The organism is Leptotrichia sp. oral taxon 847, from assembly GCF_001553645.1.
Classification (GTDB): domain Bacteria; phylum Fusobacteriota; class Fusobacteriia; order Fusobacteriales; family Leptotrichiaceae; genus Leptotrichia.
Genome location: NZ_CP014231.1, coordinates 1,058,664 through 1,082,378 on the forward strand (window position 1 = coordinate 1,058,664; position 23,715 = coordinate 1,082,378).

Below are 23,715 nucleotides of genomic sequence, written 5' to 3' on the forward strand. Positions count from 1 at the left end.
TCCTTACTTTATTTTTTTATTTCAATTATCTTTAGCTTTTTTTGTTGTTTTTATTCCCCTGATTTTTGCCATCTTGTTTTTTATCATTTTTATTTTCAGGTTTTACTTTTAAAACATATTTTTCTCTGTATTTATTTATAAATACTTTTGCCATTTCTCCAGATGCGACTCCACCGTATCCTCCACCTTCTACAATAGATACAAATACAATTTGTGGTTTATCTGACGGAAAATATCCTGCCATCCATGAGTGATTATCTCCAAATCCTGAATTTTGTGCTGTACCTGTTTTCGCTGAAACAGGATATCCATTTATTCTAAGCAGTTTTGCAGTTCCGCCTGAACCTATTACTGGAAGTCTTAACGCATTTTGTAACAATTTTATTGTTTTTTGACTCACATTTAATTTTCTTGAAATCTTTGGCTGATTCACTTCAACTTTTCCATTATAAGTGACAAATCTATCCACAACAGTCGGTTTTAACTGCACTCCATTATTTGCAATTGTCTGATAAACTGAGGCAATTTGTATTGGTGTAACAAGTACATACCCTTGTCCTATTGACATATTGATCAAATCCCCTGGAAGCCATTTTTTATCCTGTTTTTTCTTAAATCTTTTCTTTTTCCATTCAGGGCTCGGTAGTGTTCCAACTAATTCCCCAGGTATATCAATTCCTGTTTTTTGACCAATTCCATATTCTTTGGCATATTTGTCAATATTTTTTATTCCAGCTTTTTGAGAGAATACATAATAATATGTATTTACTGATTCTTCAATGGATTTGGCAAAATTAGTTATACCGTGTCCACCTTTGTGCGCATCCCTAAATATTGAACGTCCAACTCTGTACTGTCCTGTTGAATTTACCGTTGCATATGGTGAAATTCCTGATTCCAATATTCCTGTACCAGTTACCGCCTTAAATGTTGATCCCGGTGGATATAATCCTGCAATTCCTTTGTTTACAAGCGGTTTTGATTTTGAATTAATCAAAGCATTCCACTGATCTCCTGGAATTCTTGAACTCATCAAATTTAGACTTATTTCAGGATTACTCACGAAAGTGATAATTTTCCCAGTTTTTGCTTCCATTGCAATAAATACACCGCTTCTTCCATTAAATGCGGCAGTCATAGCCTTTTGCAAGTCCAAATCAATTGACAAATAGACATTTTTTCCAGCGACACTTTCATTTGTGGAAATTTGTCTTATGATATTTCCTTTTGCATCGACTTCGATATTCTCTTTTCCGTCTTGTCCTTTCATCTCTTTGTCATATGAACGTTCAACACCTTTTTTACCAATTAAATCACTATTTTGATAACCTTTATCCTTTAATTCATTATACTCTTTTTCACTTATTGGTTTTACATACCCTATGACGTGAGATGCTATCGTATCTTCGGGATAAAATCGCTTATTGTATTCCACGATGTCAATTCTGTCACTATCCAATTTTTCAATGGCTTTTAGTGCAACAGTTTTATCCAGATCCTCGATAACCAATATTTTTTTATCCGTTCCAAATCTTTGCTCTTTAAAAAATTTGTCAATTATATCATCTATGCTCGTTCCTGTAACTTCATTAATTTTTTTTATATCGAGCATTGTTTCTTCCAAGTCTTTTGCTTTTTTCTTTTTCTCACTTGAAAGTCTATCATGAATTTGCTCAGGATTCATATTTTTCATTTCTTTTAATATTTTTACATCATTTGGATCAATTGATTTTGTATCAATGTGAATCAATTGATAGCCTGTCATATTTTTGGCAAGTAAGCGTCCTTCTCTGTCATATATTTCACCACGGTTTGCTTTTATCACATTCATTCTGATTCTATTTTGAAGCGCTCTTTCTTCATATTTGGAAGCTTCTAAAATTTGTAAAATAAATAATTTTGAAATTAATATTAAAAATCCCAATCCTACAAGGGAAATAAAGGCTATAAACCTCGGGTTCTTTTCTTCTTTATCTAATTCTCTCATAATCTTTTCCCCCTTCTCCGCTTTGTATTGCTTTATACGTTATAAAATAAATATTATTCATTATTTTGTCTATTTTCTTCCTTTACACCACTATAAAATTCATCCAGCTTGTAATAGTCTCTGGCATCTTGACTGAATATACTGACAATCACATCTCCTGCATCAATCAAAACCCAGTTAGCTTCTTCCAAACCTTCCACACTTTTAACTGCATCCAAACTTTTTTTCACATCTGTCGTAATAGCTTCAATATTTCGATTTGAACTTCCAGTACAAAGTATCGAATAATCGAAAAATGGTGATTTCCCACGCATATCATACACTTTTATGTCTTTTGCCTTTTTTTCCTCCATAATGCCAATTATTTTTTGAATTTCTGAATTAAATTCATTTTTTTCTTCTGCCATTTCTTTTTTCCTTTCCGATTTTTTATTATATTTAATTTTTTTATTTTAATTTTAAATTTGAAATTACCCCTGCAACTACAATTGCAGCTGTTTCCGCTCGCAAAATTCTAGCTCCAAGACTTATCTCACAAGCATTTTTTCCTTTTAAAAATAACACTTCATCTTCAGTAATCCCGCCTTCTGGTCCAATTATACACAAAATATTTTTATCTGTTTCGTTTACTAAATCCAAAATTGACTTTGAATTTTTACTATTTTCATAAGCAAATATTATCTTGTCATATTTCTTGTAATCAATTTCACAAATTTTTTTTATTTCTGAAATTTCTGGAAATTTTACACCTCTACATTGTTTCAGTGCTTCCCTGACAACTATTTCCCACTTTTCTTTTTTTTCATTAATTTTTACGACAACTCTTTTTGTCTTTAACGGAATTATTTTATTAACGCCAATTTCAGTCAATTTTTGTATTGCTAAATTCATCTTATCGTTTTTTAAAATTCCTATCGCCATATCGACATTTACACCAAGTGAATAATTATCTTTTATTTTTTTTATTATTTCCAAAATAACTTCCCTTTTAGAAATACTCAAAATTTTTGTCAAATATTCAAATTCTCCGTCAATAGCTCTCACTTCGTCATTTATTTGAAGCCTATAAACATTTTGAATGTGCCCACAGTCCAATTTATTGTCAATAATAATTTTATTCTCACTAATGTTTTTCTTTTCCGCTATCACTGTCAACAACAGCTTTTCACCTCATTTTTATTTTTCTATTATTTTTTTTATTCCCAGATGTCTGTAACCAGCTTCAGTTACAACTCTTCCACGGGGTGTTCGCTTTATAAATCCTATTTTAATCAGATATGGCTCATAAACTTCTTCAATTGTCCGCTTATCCTCACCCAGTAAAAGCGACAATGTTTCTATCCCAACAGGCCCTCCGTTATAGACGTCAATTATTGAGCTTAAAATTTTTCTATCGAGTTCATCAAGTCCCGTTTCATCAACTCCCAAAAGTTTTAAAATCCCATTTACACTTTTTTTGTCAAGTATTCCGTTTCCTTCGACAAGTGCATAGTCTCTTGCCCTTTTCAAAAGTCTATTTGCAATTCTAGGTGTACCACGGCTTCTCTTGGAAATTTCACTTATTCCGTCCTCGTCATATGAAATACTCAAAATATCGGCTCCTCTGCGAACAATTTCTTCCAATTCTTCCAATTTATAAAATTCCATTTTATGTGTTACTCCAAATCTGTCCCGAAGTGGTGTACTTAACTGCCCGGCTTTAGTTGTCGCACCAATCAATGTAAATTTTGGTAGTTCAATTCTAATACTTCTAGCTGACGGTCCTTTTCCAATTAAAATGTCAATTTCATTGTCTTCCATCGCAGGGTACAAAATTTCTTCCACCGAAGTGTTTAATCTATGAATTTCATCAATAAATAAAATGTCATTTTCCTCAAGAGAAGTCAAAATTGCCGCTAAATCTCCAGATTTTTCCAAAACTGGCCCAGTTGTAATTTTTAAATTCACTCCCATTTCGGTTGCAATCACTCCTGCAAGTGTTGTTTTTCCAAGTCCTGGAGGTCCGTATAACAAAATGTGATCCACGGTTTCATTTCGCATTTTTGCCGCTTTTATAAAAATATTCATTTTTTTTTTCAAATCTTCTTGACCGATATATTCTTTAAAAGTTTTTGGCCTAAGTGACTTTTGAATATTGTCCTCTCCCAGTTCATCGGATGCCAATACTCTTTCTTTTTCCATTTTTTCTCCCTCTTTCAAAACTTATATCGCTTTTAGCGCCAACATCAATAAAAATTGGAACACTGCGATAATTCCCCCAAGAACTCCACCTATTATTTCAATATGCTTTAGTTCACTTTTTGAAATTTTCAAAATAATTTCTTCTATTTCCTGTAAAGAAAAATTTTCCATTTTATCTAATATTATCTCATGAAAATTTATTTTCTCTTTTGCTATTTTTATAATTTCTTCGACAATTTCTTCTTTATTTTCCAAAATACTCTTTTTAAAATAAGATTTTATTTTTTGAATTACACTATCGTTTATAATCATTTTTAGTAACGGATTTTTATCCAAAATATTCTTTTGCAACTTTTCTCCGATAACTTTATCTAATAATCTATCAATAACTCCATCAGAAATATCCATTTCTTCTATTTTGTCCGCAATATCGTCCACCGAAATTAACTCTTTTTCCACTACATCAGCTATATTTAAAGATATTTCCGCTCTTCTTTTGGGAATTAGCCCCTGTATTTTAAAAAAGAGAAAATTCATCTCCTTATATGGTCTAAAAAGTAATTTTATAGCTAAATAATTAGTAAACCAACCTATAAGTGTTCCAACAAGTACCATAAGACAAAATTGCAATATCAAATTTCCCAATTTTCGCCTCCAAAAACTTAATTCTTTGAAATATTTTATATTTAATGGTATCACATTTCTTATTTAATATCAAGAATTATTAATTCTTAGGCAAAATAAAATATGTTTGAAAAGAAAAAAATTTTTACTTATTTAATCAAGGGGGGAAAAAATCCCCTCTTTTTTTATTTTCACTACAATACTATTTTTCTTCCATACTCTTTACATTTTTCAATTTTTTCATCATCATCAACTGCCAAGTGATTTATAAGCCCTTCTCCTACAACTGAAAAATTTTCGTTGGTTAATTGTTCCACCCAATTTTCCATAAAAACTCCAGTTCCCCAATCGTAAGAACCAAAAAGTCCAACTGTTTTATTAAAAATTTTATCTTTATTGGATTCAATAAATTCAACTATTTCTGGCGCTATTTCTTCCGCTCCTGCAGCAGGTGAACCAAATGCTAAAAAGTCAGCGTTTAACGCACTTTCATCAGCTTCTTCCACATTTATCACTTTCACATCCGCTCCCGCATCTTTCGCACCTTGCGCAATATTTTTGGCCATTTCTTCAGTATTTCCTGTCGCCGAATAATAAATTATATTTAAACTTGCCATTTTTTCCCACCTAACTTTCTCTTGTAAGTCTATAAGTATCTCTCGCTATCATTATTTCTTCAGCTGTTTCAATTTTATAGACTTTTACCTTAGAATTTTTCGTTGTAATTTCCACATTTCCTGGAATCCATTCATTTATTTTTCCCTCATCTAATTCAATTCCCAGATATGTGATATCCCGGCAGATGTCTCTTCTAGCATAAAAAGCATTTTCTCCAATTCCACCTGTAAACGCTATTGCGTCAAGCCCATTCATTGCAGCAGCATAAGCTCCAATGTAAGATTTTATTTTGTAGCAAAACATATTGTATGCAAGTTCTGCTTTTTCATTTCCTTTTTCCATCTCAGAAGCTAAATCCCTAAAATCCGAACTAGGTCCAAAAATTCCCTTTATTCCAGATTGTTTATTCATTCTCGTATTCATTTCCTTTGGTGATAAGCCTCTTTTTTCCATTATATAAACAACTGCCGATGGATCCACATCTCCAGTTCTAGTCCCCATCATAACTCCTGCAAGCGGTGTAAGTCCCATTGAAGTATCCACAACCTTTCCATTTTTTACAGCTGTTATACTAGCTCCATTTCCAAGGTGGCAAACTATTATTTTGGAATCTTTTTTTCCAAGCATTTGAGATGCAATTTCACTCACATATCTGTGCGAAGTCCCGTGTGCCCCATATTTTCTGACTTTTAATTCTTCATAATCTTCGTACGGAAAGGCGTACATATAAGCTTCAGGTTTCATTGTCTGATGAAATGAAGTGTCAAATACCACGACATTTTTTTTATCTGGAAGTAGTTCCATCATAACTCTCACTCCCATTGCCGCAGCTGGATTATGAAGTGGCGCGAGCTCTCCAAGTTCTTCAACTAATGAAATAACTTTTTCGTCGACCAAAGCCGAATCTTTAAAATAAGCTCCTCCTTGCACAACTCTGTGCCCTATCGCATCTATTTCATCAACACTTTTAATAACTCCCATATTGTCGTCCTGAAGAAGTTTTAATACGGCATCTATTGCCATTTTATGATCGTCCATAGGTTCTGGCTTTTCAGTTATTTTTATATCTTTTATCAAATTTTTGTAACTGATCATGGGATTTGCAATTCCTATCCTCTCACACAACCCTTTTGCAATTGATTTTTCATCTGTCATATCAATTAATTCAAACTTTAACGACGAGCTTCCACTATTTATAACTAATATTTTCATTTATTCCCTCCAAAAATTTTCTATTTTTTATTACTATTTTTCATCAGATTCAACAGCTGTGATTGCCACAACTTCAACTATATCTTCCACACTACAACCTCTCGATAAATCATGAACAGGTCTAGCTAATCCTTGAATTAACGGTCCCAACGCTTTTGCTCCTGAAAATCTCTGAGTCAACTTGTACCCAATATTTCCTGCGTTTAAATCAGGGAAAACTAGTACATTGGCATTTCCTGCTACTTTTGAGTTTGGTGCTTTTAGTTTTGCCACTTCTGGAACGATTGCCGCATCCAGCTGCATCTCTCCGTCAAATTCAAAATCAACATTCTTTGTCTTTAAAATTTCAATTGCTTCTCTAACTTTTCTAACCGATTCTCCATCCGCACTTCCTTTTGTCGAATAAGACAAAAATGCCACTTTTGGCTCTTTTATTCCCGCTGTAACTCTAGCCTTTTCAACTGCTGACACAGCTATATCCGCAAGTTGCAACGCCGTTGGATTTGGAATAACTGCCGCATCAGTAAAAATAAGTGTTCCACCTGCTCCAAAATCTGAATTAGTTATCATAACAAACGAGCTTGAAATTGTTTTTAGCCCTTCTTTTGGTCCAATTACTAAAATTGCTGCTCTTAAAACGTGAGCTGTTGGAGAAATCGAACCTGCGACCATTCCATCAACTCTTCCTTGTTTTACAAGCATTGCCGCAAAAAATCTAGGATCAGATAACATTGTAGCTTTTGCCGCTTCAAAAGTCATCCCCTTTTTTTCTCTTCTCTTTCTCAAGATTTCTGACATTTGGTCAATGGTTGCACAGTTATTAGGATCATAAAAAATTGCTCCATCTAATTTTACTCCCAATTTTTCAGCTGCTTTTTTTACTTTTTCTTCATTTCCCACAAGTGCAACTTTTGCAAGCCCTTCATTTATAACTTTTTCAGCTGCTTTTAAGACTCTTGGGTCCTCCACTTCTGGTAAAATAATTGTTTTTTGCAATGTTTTAGCTTTAGCTTTCAAACTTTCCACTAAACTTTTAGGCATCTTTTTCAACTCCATTTCTTTTATTTATTTTTTATTTTTATATTTTTTTAAAATTAATCAGAAAAAATCGCTTCCACAAATTCCTTGGAATCAAATTTTCTAAGATCTTCTATTCCTTCCCCAACTCCGATAAACTTAATCGGTTTTTTTAACTCATTAGTTATTGGAAAAATAATTCCACCTTTTGCAGTTCCGTCAAACTTAGTCAAAATTATACCTGTCAAGTCAACAATTTCATTGAAAATTTTTGCCTGTTCAAGCCCATTCTGTCCAGTCGTGCTGTCAATTACAAGAAGTGTTTCAAATTTATCATTTCCAGACTTCTCTTTTATAATTTTATTAATTTTTTCAAGTTCTTTCATCAAATCTCTTTTGTTGTGAAGTCTTCCCGCAGTATCTAATATCGCCACATCAAAATTTCGATTTTTAGCCATTTTTACCGTATCAAATACGACAGCCGCAGGATCACTTCCGTGAGATTGTTTTACGACTTCAACACCAGTCCTTTTTCCCCATTCCTCAATCTGTTCAATTGCAGCCGCTCTAAATGTATCCCCAGCTCCAATTATAACCTTTTTCCCTTCATCTTTCAACTTTTTCGCAATTTTTCCAATCGAAGTCGTCTTCCCAACTCCGTTTACTCCAACTACTAAAATAATATTAAGTCTCCCATTCTGAATATCAAGTTTCGTATTTTCTTCGGTGTTGTAGACCAATTTACTTTTCAGTAGTTCTTTCAATTCTTCATAGACATCCTGCGACGCTTTCAGCCTCTTTTTGGCAACTTGTTTTTCCAAATCTGCCACAATTTCCATCGTCATATCCATTCCAATATCAGACTGAATCAAAAGCTCTTCCAACTCTTCATACAGCTCGTCATCAATCGTTTTACCCAAAAACATCTCTTTTAACTTTGAAAAAAATCCTTTTTTAGGTGTGGCAAGTCTATCTTTCAGAGGTTTTAACTTCGGTTTTTTCTTAGTTTTTTCAATTTTTTCTTCTTCTTTTTCATCAGATTTTTTTTCACTTTTTATTTTTTCTTTTTTTCAGGAATTTCATCGCTATTTTTTATTTTTTCTTCTTTTTCGTTTTTTAATTCTCTATCTTTTTTATCTTCTTTATTTTCTTCACTTTCTTTATTTTTTTCAACTTTTTCAATTTCTTTAGTTTCTTCAATCTCTTCTTCTTTTTTTTTCTTTTTTCCAAATTTAAAAAAATTTTTTAAAGCCATTATTTTTTATCCCTTTCCGCCTGTGATTTTTCCAAATAATTCGGTCTTAAATCAAAAATATCAGTTTTTTTATCTTCAAGTTTTCCAGAAATCATCATTTGAACAAAAGTTGCCACATCAATTTTCAAATTTTTATCTTCAAATAAATGGACACTTTGCCCCAAGTTTTCTTTTATCTTTTCTTTATAATTAAAAATCGCATCCCCGATCATATAAATTTCATTATTTTTATTTTCTTGTCTATCTTCTTTATCTTGTTTACTTTCTTTATTTTTATCTTCTTTTTCATTTTTTTTATTATTAATTTCCAAGATTACATCATCTAATTTAGCAACTTTATAATCTTCTACTAATTCAAGTTTATTTTCAAAAACTTTATAAGCCGCAAAATAAACTTTTTCCTTTCTCGAATCAATCAAAGCATAAATTTTTTTATTAAAAAAATTATCACAAGTTGCGCAAATATTAAAAAATGCCTGATAACCTAGCGCATCAAGTTCATTCACTTCATAAAATGTAACATCATCTCTTCCAAAAAAAATTCCTTTTACAACCGAAATCGCTATTCTCACACCTGTAAAAGAGCCAGGTCCAATCGACACAACCACATTTTTTATATCAGTTAATTTTTTTCCAGTCCACTTTAAAAGGCAGTCAATTTGCTCCAAAATGGTTGTAGAATGTGATTTTGCAACTTCAATATGAATTTTCCCCAAAACTTTATCATTTTCATAAAGCGCAAGACCAGCCAATTTAGTGGTCGTAGTTATTGCAAAAGTTATCATAATTTCCCTTTCTTTATTTATTTTTTTATTTCTCTTATTTTTTTGTTTTTTCTTCTATTTCTTTTTTCTAATCGTTCTTTTTTCATTCTCCCAATTTTTCTAAATAATCTATTTTTTCTCCATTTTCAAATTTATAGACCGAAATTTCTCTCGTATTTTCAGAGTGGTGATTAATTTCAATAAAAATCGTATCTTGCGGCATTTCAGATAAAATTTTATCCGCCCATTCGACAATTACGACGCTCTCTTCATCTCCGATAAAATCTTCAAATCCAATCTCATAAATCTCTTCAGGATTGCTAATTCTATACACATCAAAATGACTAATTTTTTTCCTTCCACTCTCATATTCGATGACATAAGTAAATGTCGGACTTTTTACATTCTCTGTGACGCCAAAACATTCACAAATTTTTTTTGTAAAAGTCGTCTTCCCCGCTCCCAAATCTCCAATTAGTCCAACACATCCGCCATTTTCTAACTTTTTTGCTAAATTTCGTGCCAAATTATTTATTTCATCAAAATTCATTATTTTCATATTTTAATCTCACTTTTTATAAACTTCAATTATTTTATTAATTATATCCGTCGTAGAAATATTATCCACAAAAGATAAAATTTTAACTTCTCCACCATTTTTTTCCACAGTCTTTGTTTCCGGCAAATCTTCCTTTCTGTAATCTCCACCTTTCACGTGAATATCCGGCTTCAAAATACCAAGAAGTTTTTCAGGCGTCTTCTCATCAAAAATAACCGCAAAATCCACAAATTTTGTCCCCAAAAGCACAAACGCTCTATTTTTTTCGTCGTTAATCGGTCTTTTGTCGCCTTTATTGACTTTGACGGAAGAGTTGCTGTTGACACCCACAACCAAAACATCTCCTAGACTCCTAGCTTCTTCCAAATAAGTCAGATGACCTATGTGCAAAATGTCAAACACTCCGTTTGTAAAAACTACTCTTTTCCCCTCTCTTTTCAGTTCGATTATTTTTTCTTTCATTTTTTCTACAGTTAATAAATTTTCTCTAAAATTATTCTTCAATTTTTTCTCCTGAACAATACATAATTATAATAAATTATATCACATTTTTTACAAAAAAAGAAAATATTTAATCATTTTTTTCTCATATTTTTTATTATACAAAAAAGAGGCTTTTCACCTCTTTTAGACTATAACTTCATGATTATAAAATTTGAGAACTATATAAAATAGTTCCCAAATTATTAATTATTATTGGTTAATGAATTTAACGTTTTTGAAGTCTACGTTTTGGAAGAACAATTCAACTCTTCTGTTATTGTATCTTCCTTGTTGTGTATCGTTAGTATCCATTGGGTTAGTTTCACCTTGTCCAGTGATTGTTCCATAAGAAATTGAATTTTTAAGTCCATATTCTCTTAACAATCTTGCTACGTTTTGTGCTCTTGCAACTGATAATTTTTGGTTGTAAGCATTTGAACCAGTTGAATCTGTATGTCCAACGAAGTCAATTGTACCACCATCAGCGAATTGATTAATTACGTCAGCAATTTTTCTCAAGTCGTTTTGTTCATTTTCGTTTGGTACTCTTCCATCAACTTTAAATCCTCTGATTACACATTTTTTATCATCAACTGAGCAGCTAAATGGTAACACAGCATTTCCTCTAGTATCAATATTTTTATCTGGTTCTGCAGGTACTGGAGTTGGCACAGGTACTTCTACTGTTTGAGTTATGATTTTAGGTGATCTGTCATTTTTCAATTGACCAATTCTATATCCTAATCTTACTCCAACTGTGTCAGCATGATCTCTGTATTTATTTTCATAACCTACAGTTTTATCATTTACTTTAAAGTTAGATCTTTCATATAAAGCTTCTAATGAAACTGGTCCAAATTCAGTACCAATTCCTGCGGCTGTATATAATCCACCTTTAATATCCATTCCAACTTTTCTTGCTTCTTTTGCTTCTTTAGCAAAATTGTAACCTGCTCTACCTAATACATATAAAGCATCGTTTCCACCGTTAGTTGTAATTAAGTTAAATTTACCTAAAGCATAAACTGGTACATCTCTACCAATTTTTTTGGCATTAGCATAAGCACCATTTGTATCAGTTCTTTTTGGTTTTAATTTTCCTGAATTATTAGAGAATTTATATTCTGAACCTAATCCCCATTCAAATTCACCTTGGTTATCTACGATGTATTCAACACCTGCAGTTGCACCATTTTTCAATTTAAAATCAGAATGTTGCCAATTGTCAGCTCCTGATTTATATTTTCTGTAGAAATCATATCCACCTTTTACTTGGAATTCAGACGCTACAGCATTTAAAGCTAATAAAGCTGTTCCTAAAATAACTAATTTTTTCATTTTAATTTCCTCCTGAATCTTCTATTTGTTATTACTGCTGTATTGTACTATAGCCACAAGGTTATATTACAAAACATTGTGATATTCAAATTACTTTACTGTTTATTATAAAACTAAAACTTAATTAATTTCTAAAAACAATTTATGTAATTTGAAATTATTATTCCAACTTCCTTTGAAAATTATACAACATTTGATAAAAAAAATCAAGTCTTTTTGCTTATTTTCAAAATAAAGTTGAATTCAAACTAAATCCTAATTTACGTTTAAATACTACCATTTTTTTTCAAAAAAGTCAACACCTAAAATTTTATTTATCTATAATTTAACTGTGAAAATTATTCGATAATCCTATATTGACCAGCAATTCAACTATTAAAAATTTTTTTGAAATTTTATATATTTATCATTTTATCGATTGATTTTTCCAATTTTTTTAATGTTGAAATTCTATTATTTTTTATTTTTTCATTTTCCACATTTATCACAACATTGTCAAAATAGTTATTAATAACATTAGCACTATTTAATAAAGTACCCACATAATTTAAAAATTCTCCATTTTCCAATAATTCCAATTTATTCCCTAAATTTAACATTTCTTTTTCTTCTTCTTTTTCAAATAAATTCTCAGAAACACTAAGTTCACCTTTACTGTCTTTAACTATATTTTTTACCCTTTTTAAAAGATTTATCAACGTTTCAAAATTTTCTGTTTTAGATAGCTCCAAAAGTACAGAAAGTCTATCATCTAATTTAACAATGTTATTCTCAAGATTTATTTCATAAGAAATAAGTTCCTTTGAATATTTTTCACCTAGAACATTTGTGATTCTTTGTTTAAACAATTCTATTACATCTGAAACTACATTTTTTCCAAGCACTTTTTTATCACTTGAAAAAATTTCAAACGCTTTTTCAATTAATTTTTGGTAATCAAGCTCCAATTTAGAATTTAATGCCACTTGAATAATCCCTTGAACTGCACGTCTTAAAGCATACGGGTCTTTTGAACTTGTCGGTTTTAATCCCACCGAATAACAACCTACCACAGTGTCAATTTTATCAGCAATTCCAGCCAATGCTCCTTCAATTGTCGTAGGAAGTTTGTCATTTTGGTATCTCGGTAAATAATGCTCAAAAATTCCAAGTGCCACTTCTTTATTTTCACCTTGTCTTTCAGCATAAACTGATCCCATAAATCCTTGTAATTTTGTAAATTCTTTTTCTGCAATTACATTTGACACCAAGTCCGCCTTTGAAAGTTCCACTGTTCTTAAGATATTTTTCTTTTTCGCTCCATATCCCAATTCATCTGCCAAATATTCAGCGATTTTTTTACTTCTTTGCATTTTTTCATAAATTGTTCCCATATCTTTTTGAAATGTAACTTCTTTTAATTTTTCCACATTATCTGCAAATTTATTTTTTAAATCTTCGTCAAAAAAGAATTTTGCATCGGCAAGTCTTGGCTCGATAACTTTTTCATTACCTTTTTTCACAACTTCTGAATATTCTGGTGCATTTCTGATTACAATAAATTTATTAGTCAATCTTCCATTTGCATCTTTCACTGGAAAATATCTTTGGTGAGTTTCCATTGTAATCGTTATAATATCTTCTGGAAGAGCCAAATAATCGTGGTTAAACTCACCTTTTATTGCAAAAGGATATTCCACTAAATTCACAACTTCTTCCAATAAATAATTATTGATAATCGCAACATCACCATCATTTTCGCAATTTTCTTTTATACTTTTCAAAATTTCCGCTTTTCTCTCAGCTTTTCTAGCAATTACGCTATTTTCTCTCAATTTTGAGACATATTCGTCAGGATTTGAAATTTCCACATCTTGCGGTGCAAAATATCTCATTCCACGCGTTTTATTTCCACCTTTTAATCCTTCAAACTCAAAAGGCAATACTTCAGTCCCAAGCAAAGTTACAAACCATTTTATCGGTCTTGCAAATCTAAATGTTCTGTCTGACCATTTCATTGATTTTTCAAACTCGATTTTTTTAATAACATTCGACAATATTTCTGGTAACACTTCTTTTGTAGGCTTTCCAGCAATAAATTTTTCAATTGAAATATATTTTCCTTTTTCATTTTCAATAATTTTTACATCACTAGGTGTGGCTTTCTGTGATTTTATAAACCCTTCTCCAGCTTTTGTCAATGCTCCATCTTTATAAGCGATTTCCACTGACGGTCCAACACTTTTTTTGTCCAAATCTGTCTGTTTTTCAGCAATATCTTTTACAATAATCGCCACTCTTCTAGGCGTACTAAAAGACTCTATTTCTGAAAACGCAATTCTTTCTTCTTTTAACTCTTTTTCCGCAATTTTTTTCAAATTACTCTCTGCCTCGTCTACATATCTCGAAGGCAATTCTTCTAATCCTATTTCAAAAAGAAAATTCAATTTATTCACTCCTTTCCTTCTTTTTTTAACAATGGATATCCCAATTCTTTTCTTGCTGCCACAAATTGTTCAGCACATTTTTTGGCTAGGTCTCTTACTCTTAAAATGTAAGACATTCTTTCGGTTGTACTGATTGCACCTCTTGCATCAAGGTTGTTGAATGTGTGTGAACATTTTAGTACATAGTCGTAAGCTGGTAATACCAAGTTGTGAGCTAAGCAGTTTAATGCTTCTTTTTCATACATATCAAATAACTGAAAGTGCATTGGCACATCGGCTACTTCAAAGCTGTATTTCGACATTTCGTACTCGAATTGATATCTTCTTTCTCCATATTTTACACCCTTTGTCCACTCTAAATCTTTTACATCATCTTTATTTTGTAAATAAAGTGCAATTCTTTCAAGTCCGTAAGTCAATTCCGATGGAACAATTTCAACTTCTAATCCTCCAACTTGTTGGAAATAAGTAAATTGAGTTACTTCCATTCCGTCTAACCATACTTCCCATCCAAGTCCCCAAGCACCTAACGTAGGACTTTCCCAGTTATCCTCTACAAATCTTATATCATGCTCTTTTGGATTAATCCCCAGTGCAACCAGACTTTCTAAATACAATTCTTGTATATTTTCTGGTGATGGTTTCATTATTACTTGAAATTGGTGATGCTGGTAAACTCTATTTGGATTTTCTCCATATCTTCCATCTTTTGGTCTTCTTGATGGCTCAACATACGCAATATTCCAAGGTTCTGGTCCCAATGACATAAGAAATGTATCAGGGTTAAAAGTCCCCGCTCCAGTTTCCACATCATAAGGATTCCCAATTACACAACCTTTTTCTCCCCAAAATTTTTGAAGAGTTAATATAATTTCCTGAAAAGTCATTTACCTTTGTCCTTTCTCTTGATTTCTTTTTTTTAAAAGTTTTCTTAAATATATTATTCTTAAAATTAATATTAAAATAGCAAAATATTTTATTATTTCATAACCTATTATACCAATTCCCTTATCTGAAAATGGTATAAAGTAATCATCAATTATTTTGTAAAATGTAGATTTTTCCTTTTTTTCTCCATATTTTCTTATAATTTTTTCTGGATTTTTCAGATTAAGATTTTTTACTTTCAGTTTTTCTTTTGCCTGTTCTTCTGTCAAATGAAACAACTGATTTTGCGAATTTATTATAAAATAACCAGAATTTTTATTATATTCAATTTTATTCTTTTCAACTTCTTTTTCTTCTAATAAAGAAACTAATTTCTCTTTAGCCCTTAAATTTTCTAATACAGCTTCATCAAAATCATAAATATAACCAACCCAGCTATCTTTTATTTTATTTAAATTTTTTAAATATCCTTTATTTCCTAAAGAAAAACTTACTTCAGGAACAGTCGCATTATAATCAATTGTAAGTAAATAACTTCCTATTTTCAATTCTGTATTTTCTTTAATTGGAAACCAGATATAGAAAAAATTAATAGTAAAAACCAATATAAATCCGCAAATAATTAGTTCTGCTAATACCCTATTCTTAGAAAAATAAATAATAGTCAAAAATATAGCAAATATTAATGCTACAAGAAAAATAAGAGAAAATCCATAAACAGCAGCAAAAATCATACTATTTACCTTTTTTCATTTTATATTTTCTCACTAAATAATCTATCACAATAATATATATCCCAATATGGACATACATATCCGCAACATTAAATACAAAATTCCAAATCCCGCGAAAATCTATCATATCTATGACAAAATTTCTGGCAACTCTGTCAATCATATTCCCCAGTGCTCCAGCTGCTATAATTGAAATTCCGACTTTTGTCCACTTTGTATAATCTTTAAAATTTTTATATTCACTAAATATTATAAAAATAATCAAAAGCGTACTAAATATCGTAACTAGGTTTATTTTACCCTGTGCCAGTCCGAAAATCATACCGTGATTTTCAACATAAGTAATATGTAAAAAATTTTTTATAATTGGTATTGAAAACCCCACTTGACCTTTTGCAGCTTGATAAATCATATACTTTGTAACCTGATCAAACAAAGTTAAAACCAATATTATCATTCCATAATTCATAAATTAATTTTTACCTTCCAATTCAGTAAGCACTTTCGCACATCTTGGATCCACATCTGGATATTTAGGATTAGTTCCCACTTCTTCACTATATTTCCAACATCTTTCACATTTTTTACCTAATGCTTTTGTTACACCAATAGAAATTCCTTCAATTTCAGATTTTTCCAACTCATCTTCTACAAATTTAGTTTGCGATACAATAAATAAATCTGAAACTTCGCCTTCTGTATAATCTTTTAAAAATGAATATTCTTCGTTTTTAACATTCAGTAAAAGTCTGGCATCAAGCGAATGTCCAATAAGTCCACTTTGTCTTTGTGCTTCCAATTTTTTATTTACTTCTTTTTTCAAATGGTAGATCTTTTCCCATTTTTTTGCAAGTTCTTCGTTTCTATATTTTTTATTTGGCTCAATCCACGAAGATAAATGTACACTTTCTTCCTCTTTTAGCGCCGCAGGAATTCTTTCCCAAATTTCTTCAGCTGTAAACGACAACACTGGGGAAATAATTCTTACCAACACTTTTAAAACTTCAGTCAACACAGTTTGAGCACTTCTTCTTGCAAGTGATTTAGGTCCTTCACAGTAAAGTCTGTCTTTCACTATGTCAAGATAAAATGATGACATTTCAATCGAGCAGAAATATGTAATTTCTTGGAATAAGTTGTAAAATTCGTATTTATCATAGTACTCTGTTGTCTTCTCTTTCAACTCTTCCAATTTGTGCATTGCCCATTTATCAATTTCAAACATGTCGTCGTAATCCACTTTTTCAGTTTTGTAGTCAAAATCATTTAAGTTACCCATCAAAAATCTTGCTGTATTTCTAATTCTTCTGTAAGCGTCCGACATTTGCTGCAAAATATTTTCTGAAATTCTCACATCTTCTCTGTAATCCACTGAAGATACCCAAAGTCTTAAAATATCCGCTCCATATTTTTCTACAATATCTTTTGGAAGAATTGTATTTCCAAGCGATTTGGACATTTTACGTCCAAGTCCATCCATTACAAATCCGTGTGTCAAAATTCTTTTGTACGGCGCATCTTTTGTACTCGCAATCGAAGTTAAAAGTGAAGACTGGAACCATCCTCTGTGCTGATCGCTTCCTTCTAAGTATAAATCCGCTGGTCTAGGTAAATTTCTAGGAATTAATACACCTCTATGAGATACTCCTGAATCAAACCAAACGTCCATTATACTTCTCTCTTTTCTAATTTTTGTATCTTTTAAGTTCAATTTTTCCAATAGTTCGTCACCGATAATTTCGTTGGCATCATATTTCCACCAAATGTCTGTTCCTTCTTTTTTCACCAGCTCGATAACTCTATCCATAATTTCCGAATCGTAAATCACTTCATTTGTTTCAGTGTTATAGAATAATGGAATCGGTACTCCCCAAACTCTCTGTCTTGAAATTGTCCAGTCCGGTCTAGTTTCAAGCATCGCATTAATTCTATTTTTCCCCCATTCAGGTACAAATTCTACATTTTTTAGTGCATTTAGCGCATTTTGTCTGATATCGCTTTCATCGACGCTTATAAACCACTGCTCTGTCGCTCTGAAAATAACTGGCTTTTTACTTCTCCAGTCGTGTGGATATGAGTGAACGAAAGTCGTGTGATATAATATATGTCCACTTTCAGTCAAGTCCTCCACAATCGCTTTACTTGCTTTTGCGTAAAACATTCCTTCGTATTTTCCAGCTTCCTTTGTCATATGCCCCTTATCATCTACTGGCGACAAAATTCCAATGTTATATTTTAATGAATAATTGTAGTCGTCTGCCCCGTGTCCAGGCGCTGTATGAACTGCTCCAGTACCTGCATCTATTGTTACATAATCAGCATTCATTACCAATCCTTTTCTATCTAAAAACGGATGCTTGTAGTGAGTGTACTCCAATTCTGTCCCTTTAAATTCTTTTAATAATTCATACGACAAGTCCAATGTTTTAAACACATCTTCAGCTAATTCTTTTGCAACAATCAAATTTCCTTTTTCAGTTTTGTACAACCCGTAATCAAATTCAGGATGCAAAAATACCCCCAAGTTTGCTGGTAATGTCCAAGGTGTTGTTGTCCAAATTAAGATGTTTGCTTTGTCCACACCTAATTTATCAGCTAAATCTTTTTCTCCTTCAAATTTCACATAAATTGAGTGTGAAGTTATATCTTTATATTCAATTTCTGCCTCTGCAAGTGCAGTTTCAGTGGTAGGCGACCAGTACACTGGTTTTAACCCTTTATAAATGTATCCATTTTCATAAATTTCTTTAAATACTTTTAGTTGTTCTGCTTCGAATTCAGGTTTCAAAGTAACATAAGGATTGTTCCAATCCCCAAAAATTCCAAGCCTTACAAACTCTTTTTTTTGTTTTTCCACCCATTTTAGTGCATACTTTTTACATTCTTGTCTTATTTGAAGAGGGGTCATCGCTCTTGCTTTTTCTCCCATTTCTTCCATTATTTTCCATTCAATCGGAAGACCGTGAGTATCCCATCCTGGAATATATGGAGCATTGTACCCTCTCATTCTTTTGTATTTTAAAATAATATCTTTTAACACTTTATTTAAGGCGTGCCCAATATGAATATCCCCATTTGCATATGGCGGTCCATCGTGCAGTACAAAAAATGGATGCCCTTCTTTTAATGATTTTTCGTAAATGTTTGATTTTGTCCAATCTCTTAAAGTCAATGGTTCTTTTTGTGCTAAGTTAGCTTTCATCTTAAAACTTGTTTTTGGCAGATTTAACGTTTTAGCATAATCTACTTTTTCAGTATTTTGATTTTCTGACATTACTTCCTCCTATTTTTTTCTTTTAATTTACTATTTTTTATGTCTTTTATTATATCACAATTTTATATATTTTTAAATAACTCTAGCCTGAATATCCTTAAATATACAAAATAAGGAGATACTAAAATTTCACCAACTTTAGTATTCTCCTTTTCTTTAACTGTTGCATTTACTTTTTCTAAACTTCATAATTTTTAGTTTTAAATTTTTAATGAAGCATTCCTGCTCCAATGAATGTTAAAATACCTAAAACAGCTGCATAAGCTATTGAATATTTGACAGTAAATTTAAGCATATCTCCTTCTTTACCCATTAATCCAACTGTTGAAGCGGCAATTGCAATATTTTGTGGAGAAATCATCTTTCCTCCTGTCGCTCCACCTGTACCAGCGGCAATATACAACGCTTTTAACGCATCATTTCCTCCTAATTTTACTTGAACTCCTCCGAATAACAAGTTAGAAGCTAAGTCACTTCCTGTTACAAATGTACCGATTGTTCCTAGGAATGGCGAAATAAATGGGAAGAATTTACCTGTTGCAGCAAATCCTTTTGCTATACTTCCTATCATTCCACTATGTTTCATAACTACTGACAACGCCACAATTCCCATAATTACTATAACTGAAGGTAATTTACTAAGAATCGTTTCTTTCAAAGTTTCAGCCATAACTTTTGGTTTTACTCCTTGAATAAATCCTGCAATAACTGTTGCTACAAATAGTGGCGCAGCTGGTGCTAAAATCCATTTGAATGTTACCCTCGGATCTCCGCCGTCTTTAAACCAAGCAGCTTCATGTCCAAAAGCAAAGTTAAATTGTGTTGTTGTAGGTTCTAGTGCTTTATGAACAGCTTCTACAACTGGACTTGTTCCAATGATTAAAATTATCATCAAAATATATGGAATCCAAGCCATAAACGCATCTTTTCCAGTAACAGCCTGACCTTTGTTATTAGCTTGTGCATTTTTATCTTCTTTAATAAAGATTTTAGTTGCTACTATCATCAAAATCATTGCAAATAAACTTGATAAAATTGTCGGTAATTCTGCACCCATTGTTTTTGCAATAAATGGTTGTGTTAAGTAACCAATAATTGATGCGATAACCACAGGTAAAATTCCTCTTCCAAAAGCTGCGTTTTTTCCACCATCAATTTCTTTATTAGCCATTATTACTAAAATAAATGGTATAATACATGTCAATACTAACAATAATAATGATGTGTAAAATGCTGTTTCCCCTGGATTCAAATTAAAGTTTGTAATCATTGTTGTTACAGGTAATCCAACTGTCCCAAATGCTGTTGGTGTTGAGTTTGCAATAAGACAAATTAATGCTGCATTTAATGGAGTAAATCCTAATGAAACCATGATTGCTGCTGGAATTGCAACTGCTGTCCCATATCCTGCAATACCTTCTATAAATCCACCAAATCCCCAAGCTAATATCAATGCTTGAGCTCTTTTATCCGTTGAAATGCTTCCTAACATTGATTTGATTGTTTCAATTTTACCAGTTTTTACTGATAAATCGTAAGCAAATAGCGCTGCAAATACTACAAATCCGATAGGCATCCACGCTGTCGCAAATCCTTCAATAATTGAAGCGAAAACCCCTTGAATCGGCATTCTCCACCCTGGCATAACAAAATTTAAAATAATTGCCACTACTAAACTGGCATACGCACTAAACATTGCTGATTTCTTTAAAAATGTCAGCAATATCAAAAATACAACTACTGGCACTAATCCAACTAAAAATTCCATTCCTGAACCTTCCTTCTCTTTATATTTTTTAAAAAAAGTTTAAAAAGAAAAATTCTTTTAAAAATTAAAACATTTAAAACATTTTATTTTTTAAAATCAATTTAGTTTTTTAAAAATTCTTTAATTTTTTAGGTTATATTTTATCAGATTTGTTTGACAACGATTACTTTTTTAATATAATAGTCTTTTGAAAAAATGACTTAGCTATTTGATATAAATAAAATCACAAGTTTCTAAACATTTCTAATTTAAATAATATTTATGACTTTTTAATAACCCAAATTTCTCACTTATATATTATCAAATTTTTCAAAAAAGTACAAATATTTTTTAAAAAAATTTGTTTTTACGATATTTGCACTTTTTTAATATTTTTTAAATTTTATTATAATCCTTTTCTCGTAAGCCCCACTCTTCCACGTTCTTTATCCAGTGACAATATTTTAACTTTAATAATCTGCCCCACCGACAGCTCTTTTGTCGCATCTTTTACAAATTTATCAGAAATTTCAGAAATATGAAGCAGTGCATCCCCTTTTAGCCCAATATCCACAAAAGCCCCAAATTTCGCCACATTTCTTACGGTTCCTTCGAGAACCATTCCCTCTTGCAAATCATCCATCTTCAAAATATCCGATCTCAAAAGAGGTTTTTCAAATTCATCACGCGGATCTCTTCTATCCTTTAAAAGAGCCTCATATACATCTTTTGCCGTTTCATTCCCAAATTCATTTTCAGATATAATTTTTTTCAAATCAACATTTTTCAATTTTTGTCTAACTTCTTTCAAATTATCCTTCAAATCACTAGCTTTACATCCAGCCTCTTTTAAAATAGTTTCAGCAACGTGATACGACTCAGGGTGAATAATCGTATTATCCAGAGGATTTTCACTACTAGGCACAACGACAAATCCAGCCATCTGCTCAAAAGCCTTTGCTCCCAAGCCTTTTACTTTCGTAAGCTCTTTTCTGTCCTTAAAATCTCCATTTTCGTGCCTATAATCCACAAGATTTTTAGCTACATTTTTCTTAATTCCAGATACAAAACTAAGTAATGCCCACGAAGCTGTATTAATATTGACTCCAACATTATTTACAACATGCTCAATCGTCTGTTCCAAAGTTTCATTCAGTTTTTTTTGATTCACATCGTGCTGATACATTCCGACTCCAATTGATTTTGGATCAATCTTCACAAGCTCAGCCATCGGATCCTGAATTCTTCTAGCAATCGAAATCGCTCCTCTAGCCGTTACATCCAAATCTGGAAACTCTTCAATCGCAATTTTTGAAGCTGAATAAACTGAAGCTCCTGCTTCACTTACAATCAAATATGACACAGGTTTTGATGCTTCCTTTATAACATCTGCCACAAAACTTTCAGTTTCACGAGAAGCGGTTCCATTCCCAATTGCAATGATATCAACATCGTATTTTTTAATGTAGTCCAAGATTTTTTTCTTTGCGGTTGCAAGCTGCTTTGAATTGTGCATTTCTTCAACAAGGAAAAGCACATCATTTGTTTCATAAAATCCATCTTTGTTAATAATTACTAATTTACAACCTGTTCTGTAACCAGGATCAAGGCCCATCAATGTTTTTTTAGTTAAAGGTGGCTGCAATAGTAATTTTTCCAAATTTTCAGAAAAAATATTAATCGCTTCTTCCTCAGCTTTTTCAGTATAAATATTTCTCACTTCGTTTTTTATCGACGGATAAGCCAATCTATCCAGCGAATCTTTTATAACTTCGCTCAAAAATTCAACTAAATTTTTATTTTCAAAAGTATTCAAAATAAAGTCCATTATAAATTTTTCAGTTTTTTCGTCAATTTCAATGTCAACTTTCAATATTTTTTCTTTTTCACCACGATTTATCGCCAAAATTCTATTAGAAGCCGCTTTTTTAATAAGCTCCGAATATTCATAGTAATCTTGATAAACCCCTTTTTCATCATTTTCTTTGTTTTTTTCTACAACTTTTGAAGTCAAAATTCCAAATTCTGAAATTTTGTTTCTCAAAAATTCCCTTATTTTCACATCCTCCGAAATATTTTGAGCAATGATTAAATGCACTCCATTAATCGCATCTTCAACCGATACAACTTCTTCACTCAAATATTTTTCTGCTTCTTTTTGTAACTCTTCAAAAGTAGTTGTCGAAAGCAATGCAAATTCTGTCAAAGGCTCTAGCCCTTGCTCTTTCGCAATATCTGCCTTTGTTTTTTTCTTTTTCTTGTAAGGCAAATAAAGGTCTTCCACTTCCTGAAGTTTTGTTGCACAAGTTATGCTGTTTTTAAGCTTGTCAGTCAATTTCCCCTGCTCTTCTATAAGTCTTAAAACTTCTTCTTTTCTCTTTTCCAAATTTCTGTAATAAGTAACTTTCTCAATTACATCTCTAATTTGCTCCTCGTCCAAATTTCCCGTAACTTCTTTTCTATAACGAGCAATAAACGGCACAGTCGACCCTTCGTCAAAAAGTTTTATTGTCTTTTCCACTTGTGACTCATTAAAATTTAGTTCATTTGCCACATTTTTTAAAATATCCACAACAATCTCCTTTATATTTTTCAATTTCATTTTATA

21 protein-coding genes are annotated in these 23,715 nt (G+C 31.7%); all 21 read right to left on the minus strand.

What is annotated here, in order from left to right:
• Positions 1 to 31: 31 nt before the first annotated feature.
• Positions 32 to 1,987, minus strand: coding sequence for a penicillin-binding protein 2 (mrdA, locus tag AXF11_RS04905; RefSeq protein ID WP_068155466.1), 1,956 nt, complete (start codon positions 1,985 to 1,987; stop codon positions 32 to 34).
• Between the two features lie 53 nt (positions 1,988 to 2,040).
• Complete coding sequence (gene rsfS / locus AXF11_RS04910; RefSeq protein ID WP_068155468.1) at positions 2,041 to 2,394, minus strand: ribosome silencing factor; 354 nt, start codon at positions 2,392 to 2,394, stop codon at positions 2,041 to 2,043.
• A gap of 40 nt (positions 2,395 to 2,434) precedes the next feature.
• On the minus strand, positions 2,435 to 3,145 hold the full coding sequence (locus AXF11_RS04915) for an RsmE family RNA methyltransferase (protein ID WP_068155471.1): 711 nt from the start codon (positions 3,143 to 3,145) through the stop codon (positions 2,435 to 2,437).
• A gap of 18 nt (positions 3,146 to 3,163) precedes the next feature.
• Positions 3,164 to 4,168 carry a Holliday junction branch migration DNA helicase RuvB gene (gene ruvB / locus AXF11_RS04920; protein ID WP_068155473.1) on the minus strand — a complete coding sequence of 335 codons (1,005 nt, stop codon included), beginning with the start codon at positions 4,166 to 4,168 and terminating at the stop codon, positions 3,164 to 3,166.
• Between the two features lie 21 nt (positions 4,169 to 4,189).
• Positions 4,190 to 4,813, minus strand: a complete 624-nt coding sequence (locus AXF11_RS04925; RefSeq protein WP_068155475.1) for a DUF445 domain-containing protein — start codon at positions 4,811 to 4,813, stop codon at positions 4,190 to 4,192.
• Positions 4,814 to 4,986: 173 nt separating this feature from the next.
• Positions 4,987 to 5,409: a flavodoxin domain-containing protein gene (locus tag AXF11_RS04930; protein WP_068155477.1), complete on the minus strand. Its 423-nt coding sequence runs from the start codon at positions 5,407 to 5,409 to the stop codon at positions 4,987 to 4,989.
• A gap of 10 nt (positions 5,410 to 5,419) precedes the next feature.
• Positions 5,420 to 6,622: an acetate/propionate family kinase gene (locus AXF11_RS04935; protein WP_068155479.1), complete on the minus strand. Its 1,203-nt coding sequence runs from the start codon at positions 6,620 to 6,622 to the stop codon at positions 5,420 to 5,422.
• A gap of 33 nt (positions 6,623 to 6,655) precedes the next feature.
• Positions 6,656 to 7,663 carry a phosphate acetyltransferase gene (pta, locus tag AXF11_RS04940; RefSeq protein ID WP_068155481.1) on the minus strand — a complete coding sequence of 336 codons (1,008 nt, stop codon included), beginning with the start codon at positions 7,661 to 7,663 and terminating at the stop codon, positions 6,656 to 6,658.
• Positions 7,664 to 7,716: 53 nt separating this feature from the next.
• Positions 7,717 to 8,565 carry a signal recognition particle-docking protein FtsY gene (ftsY, locus tag AXF11_RS04945; protein ID WP_068155483.1) on the minus strand — a complete coding sequence of 283 codons (849 nt, stop codon included), beginning with the start codon at positions 8,563 to 8,565 and terminating at the stop codon, positions 7,717 to 7,719.
• Positions 8,566 to 8,693: 128 nt separating this feature from the next.
• Positions 8,694 to 8,894, minus strand: a complete 201-nt coding sequence (locus AXF11_RS10840) for a hypothetical protein (protein ID WP_068155485.1) — start codon at positions 8,892 to 8,894, stop codon at positions 8,694 to 8,696.
• Complete coding sequence (tsaB, locus tag AXF11_RS04955) at positions 8,894 to 9,679, minus strand: tRNA (adenosine(37)-N6)-threonylcarbamoyltransferase complex dimerization subunit type 1 TsaB (RefSeq protein ID WP_068155487.1); 786 nt, start codon at positions 9,677 to 9,679, stop codon at positions 8,894 to 8,896. The genes AXF11_RS10840 and tsaB overlap by 1 nt, the downstream gene beginning before the upstream one ends.
• An 82-nt stretch (positions 9,680 to 9,761) precedes the next feature.
• Positions 9,762 to 10,217 carry a tRNA (adenosine(37)-N6)-threonylcarbamoyltransferase complex ATPase subunit type 1 TsaE gene (tsaE, locus tag AXF11_RS04960; protein WP_068155489.1) on the minus strand — a complete coding sequence of 152 codons (456 nt, stop codon included), beginning with the start codon at positions 10,215 to 10,217 and terminating at the stop codon, positions 9,762 to 9,764.
• Between the two features lie 9 nt (positions 10,218 to 10,226).
• The gene (gene rfaE2, locus AXF11_RS04965; protein WP_068158255.1) at positions 10,227 to 10,679 is read right to left on the minus strand and encodes a D-glycero-beta-D-manno-heptose 1-phosphate adenylyltransferase; all 453 of its coding nucleotides are present in this window, start codon (positions 10,677 to 10,679) and stop codon (positions 10,227 to 10,229) included.
• A gap of 231 nt (positions 10,680 to 10,910) precedes the next feature.
• On the minus strand, positions 10,911 to 12,038 hold the full coding sequence (locus AXF11_RS04970) for an OmpA family protein (RefSeq protein ID WP_068155491.1): 1,128 nt from the start codon (positions 12,036 to 12,038) through the stop codon (positions 10,911 to 10,913).
• A 395-nt stretch (positions 12,039 to 12,433) separates the two neighbouring features.
• Complete coding sequence (glyS, locus tag AXF11_RS04975) at positions 12,434 to 14,464, minus strand: glycine--tRNA ligase subunit beta (RefSeq protein ID WP_068158258.1); 2,031 nt, start codon at positions 14,462 to 14,464, stop codon at positions 12,434 to 12,436.
• A 5-nt stretch (positions 14,465 to 14,469) separates the two neighbouring features.
• Positions 14,470 to 15,351, minus strand: coding sequence for a glycine--tRNA ligase subunit alpha (gene glyQ / locus AXF11_RS04980; RefSeq protein ID WP_068155494.1), 882 nt, complete (start codon positions 15,349 to 15,351; stop codon positions 14,470 to 14,472).
• A complete protein-coding gene (locus AXF11_RS04985) occupies positions 15,352 to 16,086 on the minus strand; it encodes a hypothetical protein (protein ID WP_068155496.1) in 735 nt (244 codons plus the stop codon).
• 1 nt (position 16,087) lies between these two features.
• Positions 16,088 to 16,555, minus strand: a complete 468-nt coding sequence (lspA, locus tag AXF11_RS04990) for a signal peptidase II (protein WP_068155498.1) — start codon at positions 16,553 to 16,555, stop codon at positions 16,088 to 16,090.
• Between the two features lie 3 nt (positions 16,556 to 16,558).
• A complete protein-coding gene (ileS, locus tag AXF11_RS04995) occupies positions 16,559 to 19,360 on the minus strand; it encodes an isoleucine--tRNA ligase (protein ID WP_068155500.1) in 2,802 nt (933 codons plus the stop codon).
• 208 nt (positions 19,361 to 19,568) lie between these two features.
• Complete coding sequence (locus AXF11_RS05000) at positions 19,569 to 21,128, minus strand: L-lactate permease (RefSeq protein ID WP_068155503.1); 1,560 nt, start codon at positions 21,126 to 21,128, stop codon at positions 19,569 to 19,571.
• 385 nt (positions 21,129 to 21,513) lie between these two features.
• Positions 21,514 to 23,709: a Tex family protein gene (locus tag AXF11_RS05005; protein ID WP_197416851.1), complete on the minus strand. Its 2,196-nt coding sequence runs from the start codon at positions 23,707 to 23,709 to the stop codon at positions 21,514 to 21,516.
• Between the last annotated feature and the right edge of the window lie 6 nt (positions 23,710 to 23,715).

Coding starts and splice junctions, on each gene's coding strand:
- AXF11_RS05005 (WP_197416851.1), bottom strand. CDS start 23,709: ATGAAATTGAAAAATATAAAGGAGATTGTTGTGGATATTTTAAAAAAT.
- ruvB (WP_068155473.1), bottom strand. CDS start 4,168: ATGGAAAAAGAAAGAGTATTGGCATCCGATGAACTGGGAGAGGACAAT.
- rsfS (WP_068155468.1), bottom strand. CDS start 2,394: ATGGCAGAAGAAAAAAATGAATTTAATTCAGAAATTCAAAAAATAATT.
- AXF11_RS04985 (WP_068155496.1), bottom strand. CDS start 16,086: ATGATTTTTGCTGCTGTTTATGGATTTTCTCTTATTTTTCTTGTAGCA.
- rfaE2 (WP_068158255.1), bottom strand. CDS start 10,679: ATGAAAGAAAAAATAATCGAACTGAAAAGAGAGGGGAAAAGAGTAGTT.
- tsaE (WP_068155489.1), bottom strand. CDS start 10,217: ATGAAAATAATGAATTTTGATGAAATAAATAATTTGGCACGAAATTTA.
- ileS (WP_068155500.1), bottom strand. CDS start 19,360: ATGTCAGAAAATCAAAATACTGAAAAAGTAGATTATGCTAAAACGTTA.
- AXF11_RS04970 (WP_068155491.1), bottom strand. CDS start 12,038: ATGAAAAAATTAGTTATTTTAGGAACAGCTTTATTAGCTTTAAATGCT.
- pta (WP_068155481.1), bottom strand. CDS start 7,663: ATGCCTAAAAGTTTAGTGGAAAGTTTGAAAGCTAAAGCTAAAACATTG.
- glyQ (WP_068155494.1), bottom strand. CDS start 15,351: ATGACTTTTCAGGAAATTATATTAACTCTTCAAAAATTTTGGGGAGAA.
- ftsY (WP_068155483.1), bottom strand. CDS start 8,565: ATGTTTTTGGGTAAAACGATTGATGACGAGCTGTATGAAGAGTTGGAA.
- mrdA (WP_068155466.1), bottom strand. CDS start 1,987: ATGAGAGAATTAGATAAAGAAGAAAAGAACCCGAGGTTTATAGCCTTT.
- AXF11_RS04935 (WP_068155479.1), bottom strand. CDS start 6,622: ATGAAAATATTAGTTATAAATAGTGGAAGCTCGTCGTTAAAGTTTGAA.
- AXF11_RS10840 (WP_068155485.1), bottom strand. CDS start 8,894: ATGGCTTTAAAAAATTTTTTTAAATTTGGAAAAAAGAAAAAAAAAGAA.
- AXF11_RS04930 (WP_068155477.1), bottom strand. CDS start 5,409: ATGGCAAGTTTAAATATAATTTATTATTCGGCGACAGGAAATACTGAA.
- AXF11_RS05000 (WP_068155503.1), bottom strand. CDS start 21,128: ATGGAATTTTTAGTTGGATTAGTGCCAGTAGTTGTATTTTTGATATTG.
- tsaB (WP_068155487.1), bottom strand. CDS start 9,679: ATGATAACTTTTGCAATAACTACGACCACTAAATTGGCTGGTCTTGCG.
- lspA (WP_068155498.1), bottom strand. CDS start 16,555: ATGAATTATGGAATGATAATATTGGTTTTAACTTTGTTTGATCAGGTT.